General features: G+C 64.7%; 8 protein-coding genes. 1 reads left to right on the top strand and 7 read right to left on the bottom strand.

Going from position 1 to position 8,507, the window contains the following annotated elements:
* Window positions 1-132: 132 nt before the first annotated feature.
* A complete protein-coding gene (locus FJZ36_16655) occupies window positions 133-1,284 on the bottom strand; it encodes a glycosyltransferase family 4 protein (protein MBM3216529.1) in 1,152 nt (383 codons plus the stop codon).
* A 192-nt stretch (window positions 1,285-1,476) separates the two neighbouring features.
* Here FJZ36_16655 and FJZ36_16650 point away from each other — a divergent pair, with 192 nt between their 5' ends.
* Entirely contained in the window at window positions 1,477-2,613 is a 1,137-nt protein-coding gene (locus FJZ36_16650) for a Gfo/Idh/MocA family oxidoreductase (protein MBM3216528.1), read from the top strand.
* Window positions 2,614-2,653: 40 nt separating this feature from the next.
* Here the strand turns inward: FJZ36_16650 and trpC are convergent, their stop codons facing one another.
* The 6 genes from trpC to FJZ36_16620 form a co-directional block, all read right to left on the bottom strand.
* The gene (gene trpC, locus FJZ36_16645) at window positions 2,654-3,454 is read right to left on the bottom strand and encodes an indole-3-glycerol phosphate synthase TrpC (protein ID MBM3216527.1); all 801 of its coding nucleotides are present in this window, start codon (window positions 3,452-3,454) and stop codon (window positions 2,654-2,656) included.
* Window positions 3,451-4,470 carry an anthranilate phosphoribosyltransferase gene (trpD, locus tag FJZ36_16640; protein MBM3216526.1) on the bottom strand — a complete coding sequence of 340 codons (1,020 nt, stop codon included), beginning with the start codon at window positions 4,468-4,470 and terminating at the stop codon, window positions 3,451-3,453. The genes trpC and trpD overlap by 4 nt, the downstream gene beginning before the upstream one ends.
* On the bottom strand, window positions 4,467-5,060 hold the full coding sequence (locus FJZ36_16635) for an aminodeoxychorismate/anthranilate synthase component II (GenBank protein ID MBM3216525.1): 594 nt from the start codon (window positions 5,058-5,060) through the stop codon (window positions 4,467-4,469). Before FJZ36_16635 ends, trpD begins: the two co-directional genes overlap by 4 nt.
* A gap of 2 nt (window positions 5,061-5,062) precedes the next feature.
* Window positions 5,063-6,550: an anthranilate synthase component I gene (gene trpE / locus FJZ36_16630; protein MBM3216524.1), complete on the bottom strand. Its 1,488-nt coding sequence runs from the start codon at window positions 6,548-6,550 to the stop codon at window positions 5,063-5,065.
* Complete coding sequence (hisI, locus tag FJZ36_16625; protein MBM3216523.1) at window positions 6,550-6,942, bottom strand: phosphoribosyl-AMP cyclohydrolase; 393 nt, start codon at window positions 6,940-6,942, stop codon at window positions 6,550-6,552. Before hisI ends, trpE begins: the two co-directional genes overlap by 1 nt.
* A gap of 258 nt (window positions 6,943-7,200) precedes the next feature.
* Window positions 7,201-8,226, bottom strand: a complete 1,026-nt coding sequence (locus FJZ36_16620; GenBank protein ID MBM3216522.1) for an aspartate-semialdehyde dehydrogenase — start codon at window positions 8,224-8,226, stop codon at window positions 7,201-7,203.
* Between the last annotated feature and the right edge of the window lie 281 nt (window positions 8,227-8,507).

The raw sequence follows: 8,507 nt of genomic DNA, 5'->3' as shown, positions 1-8,507 counted from the left end.
GAGCGCTAGCGAAGCGGAACCGAGAGGCTACCTCGCCGTGTGCCAGGATGCCAGCGGCATAGTCCATCTGATCAGCAGTCGCCTTCACTACGGCTTCAACCTGGAATGGCTGCGGACGCTTCCTCCTGCGCTCTAGGTGCGTCGAGGAGCGCGCATGATCTCGGCGTACGCTTCCACCGTGTTCCGAGCGACCGCCTCCCAGGCGTACCGCTCTCGGACGCGCGCCAATCCTCGTGCGCGGAGCTCGGCGCTCAGCTCTGGGCAGGTCAACACCTCCCGGATCGACTCGGCAAGGGCCCGGGCATTGCCCTCTGGAAAGACGATCCCGGCGTCGGCGATGGTGTTCGGGATTTCGCCAGAGCTGGAACCGATCACCGGCACACCGGCAGCCATCGCCTCCACGGCGACGCGACCGAAGAACTCCACCCACGTCGCAGACGTCCGAGACGGCAGAACGAACACGTCCATCGCAGCCATCATCTCGGCGACACGCTCCGTCGGGTGGGAACCCACGAACCTGACGCGATCTGCAAGTCCCAAGCCCTCAGCGCGACGTTCCAGAACGGATCGATGCGGTCCATCGCCCACGATCAGGACCGTCGCCGTGGGCATATCTCCAACGGCGTCGAGCAGCGTCTCGATGCCCTTGACGGGTATCAGCCGCCCGACATAGCCGACGACGTCGCCGGACAGCCCCAGCTCAGCCTTACGCGCGTCGCGCGTCGATTCGTCAGCCGGTCGGAACACGTCGGTGTCGACGCCGTTCGGGAATACGCGCGTTTCGCCGCGATACCCATGACGACGCATGATCTCGCCTGCCCGCTCGCTGAGCACGAAGCCACACGCGGCGCGCCGGAACACGGCGCTTTCGATCATCCGCAGGAATGGCAGGGCGACCGCCTTGAGTCGGATATCGGCGCTGATGGACGTGCGGAACACGAGGCGGGCGGTGGGCGTATGTCGGCGCAGCATCCACAGAGCCTGACCCGCCGACAGGCTGTACGGCTCCTCCTCGATATGGACGAGGTCAGGACGAAAATCCCGGAACTGCTCGGCGATGCCGCGCGTGAAGAAGTACCGCGTGTAGTAACCCTCGAAGGCGATGGGCAGCGACGTCACCCAGTTCGGTGCGTCCGTCGGGTCGAAGACGACGCGCCGCGCTTCCTCGGGCCACGCCTCCGGCACGACGAGCCGCAGTTCGACGTCGCTCGACGCGGCGATCAGCTCGAACTTGCGTCGATAGGCCCGTGCGACGGCGGGATGGGAGATCGCGAGAATGCGCATGGTATGGGTTGCCCAATCCGTGACGAGCTCGGAGCCCGGTCCGCGGAACACTGCGCCAAAGGTAGAGCCTGCTGGGAGGGTTCGGCAAGACCCGTGGGCGCAGCGGAGCTCTCGGTTGCCCGGACCCGGTGTGTTGTGATCCGTGAGGGCTGGGCGTAGACTCACGCGCAGTCGTTCGGCAGTTTTGTCCGAATCCTGGGTCGCAGGAGCGGGAAGGAGACGGCTGTGGTACGCAAGAAGGCTCCGAGAAACATCCGCGTGGCAGTCATCGGCACGGGCGGCATCTCGCGCGCGCACATCAGCGCCTATCGGAAGGCAGGCGGGTTCGACATCGTCGCCGTCTGCGACATCTTCAAGGACAAGTCTCTCAGAGCTGCGGAGGAATGGGGCGTGCCGAAACAGCACGCCTTCACGAGCTACAACAAGATGCTCGAGATGGACGGCATCGACGCGGTCAGCGTCTGCACGTACAACCAGGCGCATCGACGCCCGACCGTCGCCGCGCTGGAAGCCGGCAAGCACGTCTTCTGCGAAAAGCCGATGGCTGCCACCCTTGCCGATGCCACTGCGATGGCGCGGGCAGCCAAGGGGAGCGGCAAGATCCTCCAGATCGGTATTCACAGCACGTTCAATCCGGGTCTGCAGTTCGCTCGAAAGCTCGTCATGGAGGGCGTTCTCGGCGACATCTACTACTCGGAGACTTCCGGCTGCCGCCGGCGGGGAGTGCCCGGACACACCTTCATCTACAAGAAGACCGCCGGAGCGGGTGCAATCGTCGATATCGGCGTCTACAACATGCACAACGCCCTCTACGTGATGGGCTATCCCAAGCCCGTGCGCGTCTCGGCGCTCGCCGCCGACTACATCTCGCGGAAAGACCCGCAGTGGGCGAAGATGGACGTCGAGGAGTTCGGTGCGGCGTGGGTGCGCTTCGAGAACGGCGGCGTCATGGTCTTCAAGATATCGTGGGCGGTCCACCAGGACTCGCTCGGCGGGACGTTCTTCCTCGGCAAGAACGCGGGCATCTCCCTCGGCGGGCCCGTCGTCTACGCCGACTCGCTGACGCCTGAGATCAAGAAGCTGGCGAAGGCAGAGGGGCTGACGCCGGAAGCCAACCCGCCCGAAGGCATGACGACGATCAAGTTCAGCGGGTTCCCTGAGGTGGACGTGTGGGAAGCGCAGATGGCGGCGTTCCGCGAAGCGGTTCACGCAGGCGGGCCCGCGCCCATTCCGCCGGAAGGCGTGCTCCACACCAACGTCATCATGGACGGCATCTTCCGGTCTCACGCATCCGGGAAGGAAGTCGCCGTCAACGTGCCGGCAATCTAGCCGATCATATCCGAGGGCGGCTCTCGCCAGCCGCCCTTCCTCACGCAGCGGTCGATGAGGAACCGACCAACTCCCGAACCTTTGCCGCGATGTCGTCACTCCGCATCAGCGACTCTCCGACCAACATCGCATCGACTCCGGCGTCGTCGAGTCGTTCGACGTCGCCGCGCGAATCGATCCCGCTCTCGCTGACGCAGATGCGATCCGGCGGGATGCGCTCCCGTAGCCTGAATGTCGTCTCCAGCCGCGTCTCGAAGGTCCGCAGGTCGCGGTTGTTGACGCCGATGATCGTCGCTCCCGCTGCCAGGGCGCGGTCGAGCTCCGTCTCATCGTGAACCTCGACGAGGCACGCCAGGTCGTTCTCAGACGCGCAGGCGAGCAGGTCGCGCAGGTGGTCGTCGCCCAAGATCGCCACGACCAGCAGGATGGCATCCGCTCCGGCGGCTCGCGCCTGATAGACGTGGTACTCGCTGAGAGTGAAGTCCTTGCGCAGAATCGGGAGCTCCACGAAGGCGCGGATCTCCCGAAGGTACGCAAGGCTCCCCTGAAAGAACCGCTCGTCCGTCAACACCGACAGCGCGTGCGCGCCGCCCTCCTCGTAGGCTTGCGCGATGGCGACGGGATCGAAGTCCTCCCGGATGACCCCCTTCGAAGGGGATGCCTTCTTCACCTCGGCGATCAGCCGGACACCCCCACTCCGACGGATCGCGTCGGCGAAGGGCTTTGTCGGCGGCAGGTCACGGACGACGCGCACCAACTCCGACCTCGGGACGGACTCCGCGTCACGGCGGAGTTCCTTCCGCTTGTGCGCGACGATCTTGTCGAGGATCGAGCGTCTCATCGATGGGCTTCGCCGGACACTCGGACGAGGTTGTTCAGTCTAGCGAGTGCCGCACCGGAGTCGATCGACTCCTTCGCCTGGGCGAGTCCGTCTCGCCAATCGTTCGCGGCGTCTGCCGCGATCAACGCCCCGGCGGCGTTCAGCACGACGACATCTCGCAGCGCCCCGGGCTCGCCGGAGAGAAGAGCCCGAAGCGCCGCAGCGTTCTCATCCGGGGTTCCGCCCTTGAGGGCGTCGGGTTCCGCTCTGGCGATTCCCAAGTCCAAGGGATCGAACTCGTTGATGCTGACCGAACCGCCGCGCAGTTCGGCAATGAGGCTCGGAGCCGTCGTCGTGATTTCGTCGAGACCGTCGTTCCCATGGACAACGAGAGCGTGCGCCGTCCCGAGCTTGCGCAGCGTCTGCGCGATCGGTTCGACCCAGTCGGCGGAGAAGACGCCGATCAACTGGTGCTTCGCCCCGGCGGGGTTCGTCATCGGACCCAGGATGTTGAACACGGTGCGGATGCCGATCTCGCGCCGGGGACCGATAGCGTGCTTCATCGCCCCGTGGAGCGCCACGGCGAAGAGGAACCCGATGCCCGCCTCGTCGATGCATCGCGCGACGACTTCGGGGTTCGCTTCGACGTTGACGCCCAAAGCGCGCAGCACATCGGCGCTCCCGGACTGGCTCGTCGCGGCGCGGTTCCCGTGCTTGGCGACGGCGACCCCCGTACCGGCGACGACGAACGCCGCCGCCGTCGAGATGTTGAACGTGCCGGAATGGTCGCCGCCGGTTCCGCACGTGTCGACGAGCGGCGTCCTCGACGCCCGTATCGGCGTCGCCTTCTCGCGCATCACGCGGACGAAACCGACAACCTCGTCAACCGTCTCGCCCTTCATGCGCAGCGCCGTCAGAAATGCGCCGATCTGGGCGGGCGTCGCCTCCCCGCCCATGATTGCGCCCATCGCGGCGGCTGCGTCGGCCTCTGACAGGCTCTCGCCGGCAACGACGCGTTGGATGTACGCCTGGATCATCGGGAAGACTCCGCGTTCCGTGAAGGCATCGCGAGGAAGTTCGCGAGCAGCCGTTTGCCCTCGGTGGTCAGGATCGACTCCGGATGGAACTGTACGCCCCAGACCGGCAGGTCTTTGTGCCGGATGCCCATGATCTCGCCGTCGTCCGTGGACTCGGCGGTCACTTCGAGGCAGTCTGGAAGCGACTTCCTATCGATCACGAGCGAGTGGTAGCGGGTCGCCTCGAAGGGATCGGGGAGTCCGGCGAACACATCCGACCCACCGTGCTTGATCGGAGACGTCTTGCCGTGCATCAGCCGCTTGGCGTGGACAATGGTTCCGCCGAACGCCTGACCGACGCTCTGGTGCCCGAGACACACGCCGAGCAGCGGCACGACACCTGCGAACCGCTGGATCGCCTCGACCGAGACGCCCGCTTCGCGCGGCGTACAGGGCCCCGGAGACACGACGATGCGGTCCGGATCGAGCGCCAGCAGCTCATCGACAGTCATCGCGTCGTTCCGCACGACTCGCAGATCCGCCCCGAGCTCGCCGAGGTACTGCACGAGGTTGTAGGTGAACGAGTCGTAGTTGTCAATCATGAGCACCATGGTCATCGAGCCTCCAAGCCTGCGTAAGCCAGTTCGAGGGCTCGCATCACGGCTCCAGCCTTGTTCCGGCATTCGGTGTGTTCGAGCTCCGGCACCGAGTCGGCGACGATGCCAGCGCCCACCTGCACCGAAGCGCACCCGCCGTGGACGACCAAGGTTCGGATCGTGATCGCGGTGTCGGCGTTGCCGCCGAACGAGAAGTAGCCGACGGCTCCCCCGTAGGGCCCTCGGCGCGTCGGCTCCAGCTCGTCGATGATCTCCATGGCGCGGATCTTCGGAGCGCCGCTGAGCGTGCCCGCCGGGAACGCCGACCGTATGACGTCGAACGACGTTTTGCCCTGAGACAACCGCCCGACCACGTACGAGACGATGTGCATGACGTGCGAGTATTTCTCGATCGTCATGAACGCGGGCACGTGAACCGATCCCGCCTCGCACACGCGCCCCAGGTCATTCCTGCCCAGATCGACGAGCATGACGTGTTCAGCCCGCTCCTTCGGGTCGGCGAGCAGTTCCGCCGCCAGCTCGTCGTCCTCCTGCGAAGAAGCGCCGCGCCGACGGGTTCCAGCGATGGGACGTGTCTCGACAACGCCGTCCTCGACGCGCACGAGCATCTCCGGCGAGGCTCCGGCGATTTGGAGATCGCCCAGGTTCAGGAAGTACATGTACGGCGACGGATTGACGACGCGCAGCGCTCGGTAGAACGTGAACGGATCGGTCGCCATGCGGACCGTGTACCGCTGCGACAACACGGCTTGGATGATGTCGCCGTCGTGGATGTACTCCTTGGCTCGCCGTACGGAATCCTCGTATTGCTCGCGGGGCATGTTGGCTTCAGGCGCCAACTCGCCACTGGCGACGCCGCACGGCTCCACGGCGAGCGGTTTGCGCAGGCGATCCGCGATGTCGTCGATTCGCGCGACCGCTTCGGCGTACGCCGCGTCCACGTCGGCGTCCTCGTCCAGATGGGCGTTCGACACGATCTGGATCCGATGGCGGACGTGGTCGAACACGAGGATCGTGTCGGTCAGAAGGAACACGGCATCGGGAAGGTGGGCGTCGTCGTCGGTCGTATCTGGCAGGCGCTCGAAGAAGCGCACCATGTCGTACGACAGGTATCCCACCATGCCGCCGTGGAACCGAGGAAGCCCTTCGACGGGCACGGGGCGATATCGCGACATGATCGCCTCGAGCTCCGCGAACGGGTCGGCGACGACTTTCGCGGTCTGCTTGCCCGTCGCCGGATGGGACAGCCGGACCTCGTTGCCTCGACTGGAGAAGATGAGCGACGGTCGCGTGCCGAGGAACGAGTAGCGGGCGAGGTGCTCACCGCCTTCGACCGACTCGAGCAGGAACGCATGGCTGCCGTCATCGATCTTGAGGAACGCTGAGACGGGCGTTTCCAGGTCCGCGATCACTTCGCGGAACACGGGGATCAGGGTGCCTTCGGACGCCTTTCGTCGGAACTCGTCGAGCGTTGGCGTGTACATCAGGGCTTTCTTCCATAGACCTCTTGCGGGTCGACGATTCGTTCTTGGTTCTCCTCGGAGGCATCGCCATCGGGAGAGACCGTCCGGAAGAAGCAGGAGCGGAAGCCTTCGTGGCACGCGGCTCCCGCCTGTTCGACGCGGATCAGCAGGCAATCGCCGTCGCAGTCGTACTGTACGGCGCGCACTGTCTGCGTGTGTCCAGACATCTCTCCCTTGACCCAGAAGCTTTGGCGCGACCGACTCCAGAACGTCACGCGTCCTGTGTCGATCGTGCGCCGTACCGCCTCCTGGTTCATCCACGCCAGCATCAGGACATCGCCGTTCGAATCGTCCTGGATAATCGCGGGGATGAGCCCCTGCTCATTGAACTTCAGTCCATCGAGTGCGCGCATCGTGATCCTTCCGTTCTCCTGAAACACGAACGCCGCAGGTCCCTCGGTGGTACCTGCGGCGTGTTGCGTTACTCGACCGATTCCGTCACTCCGCCGTCAGGCACACCGAGTCCAGACGCACCAGCCCCAATGCCAGTGTCCGTCCACCCGCGTGCCGGCTGCGAAGCGTTCTATCGTCATTCGGTGTCCTGCCGTCGCCAGACCTGAACTGCGTCCAAGATACAACCGATCGGGCACGCGGTCAAGCGCGTTCGACGGCTACGCGACGAGAAGCTCAGCGATCTGGACGGAGTTCAGCGCGGCTCCCTTGCGCAGGTTGTCGGCGACGATCCACAGGTTCAGCGCGTTGTCCGCCGAATGGTCCTCTCGGATACGGCCGACGAACGTGTCGTCTTTGCCCGCCGCGTGGATCGGCAACGGGTACTGCCCGTTCGCGGGATCGTCGACGACCGTGATTCCGGGAGCCTTGCTCAACGCCAGACGCGCCTCGGCGGCGGTCAGCTTGGTCTCCGTCTGGATGTTGACCGACTCGGAGTGGCCGACGAGTACCGGCACTCGCACCGTCGTCGCCGTGACGCGCACACTCGGATCGCCCAGGATCTTGACGGTCTCCTTGATCATCTTGACCTCTTCTTCGGAGTAACCGTCGGCATTGAATGGGCTGGAACCGGCGCCATGCGGAATCTGCGGAATGCAGTTGAACGCGATTGGGTGGAGAAACTTCTTGCTGTCGAACGACTCGCCGTTGAGCGCGGCGGCGATCTGCTCGCGGGCTTCCGCCATCGCCTGCGCCCCCGCGCCGGACACGCCCTGGTAGGTCGACACGACTACGCGACGAATCTTTGCCAAGTCGTGCAGCGGCTTCAGCACGACAACCATCTGGATCGTCGAGCAGTTCGGATTGGCGATGATGCCCTGGTGCTTGAACGCTGCCTCCGGGTTCACCTCTGGAACCACGAGCGGCACGTTCGGATCCATGCGGAAAGCCGAGGTGTTGTCGACGCAAACCGCCCCTGCCTTGACGGCGTGCGGAAGGAACTGCTTGCTGATCGAACCACCTGCCGAGCTGAAGACGTAGTCGATGCCCTCGAACGACGTCTCATTCAACTCCTCAACGGCGACCGCGTCACCGTGGAACTGGAACGTCTTGTCGACGGATCTGGACGACGCGAGAAGCCGGAGCGACCGAACGGGAAAGTTGCGCTCCTCGATGATCTCGCGCATCAGGACCCCGACGGCTCCGGTAGCGCCGACGATGGCAACGCGATAGCCCGAATTCGACATGGTGCACTCCTCCGCGTAGGCGACAACGCGATCCCGGAGGTTTGCTCCGGATATAGCAGAGATGCTAGCCCACGCCGAACGGGATCGACAAGAGAGCCTTCTGACCTCATTTCCCAAAGTTGTGACATACGAGAACCGGTTAGAATGTGGGTTAGAATGTGGGTCAGAATCACGGTCTCTGGATGGAGTTCTGACCATGCTACAGGATGTTCGCCGCGTGTCCGACCTCGCGCCGTTCGTCCGGGGATTTTCGCCGAAGATGAGACGCTTGTGTGACGGGT

The organism is Candidatus Poribacteria bacterium (genome assembly GCA_016866785.1).
In the GTDB taxonomy this organism is placed as follows: domain Bacteria; phylum Poribacteria; class WGA-4E.
The sequence above is the reverse complement of the archived record's forward strand: the minus strand, read 5'-3'. Positions and strand labels throughout refer to the sequence as shown.

Coding starts and splice junctions, on each gene's coding strand:
- FJZ36_16655 (MBM3216529.1), bottom strand. CDS start 1,284: ATGCGCATTCTCGCGATCTCCCATCCCGCCGTCGCACGGGCCTATCGA.
- trpE (MBM3216524.1), bottom strand. CDS start 6,550: ATGTACACGCCAACGCTCGACGAGTTCCGACGAAAGGCGTCCGAAGGC.
- hisI (MBM3216523.1), bottom strand. CDS start 6,942: ATGCGCGCACTCGATGGACTGAAGTTCAATGAGCAGGGGCTCATCCCC.
- trpC (MBM3216527.1), bottom strand. CDS start 3,454: ATGAGACGCTCGATCCTCGACAAGATCGTCGCGCACAAGCGGAAGGAA.
- FJZ36_16635 (MBM3216525.1), bottom strand. CDS start 5,060: ATGGTGCTCATGATTGACAACTACGACTCGTTCACCTACAACCTCGTG.
- trpD (MBM3216526.1), bottom strand. CDS start 4,470: ATGATCCAGGCGTACATCCAACGCGTCGTTGCCGGCGAGAGCCTGTCA.
- FJZ36_16620 (MBM3216522.1), bottom strand. CDS start 8,226: ATGTCGAATTCGGGCTATCGCGTTGCCATCGTCGGCGCTACCGGAGCC.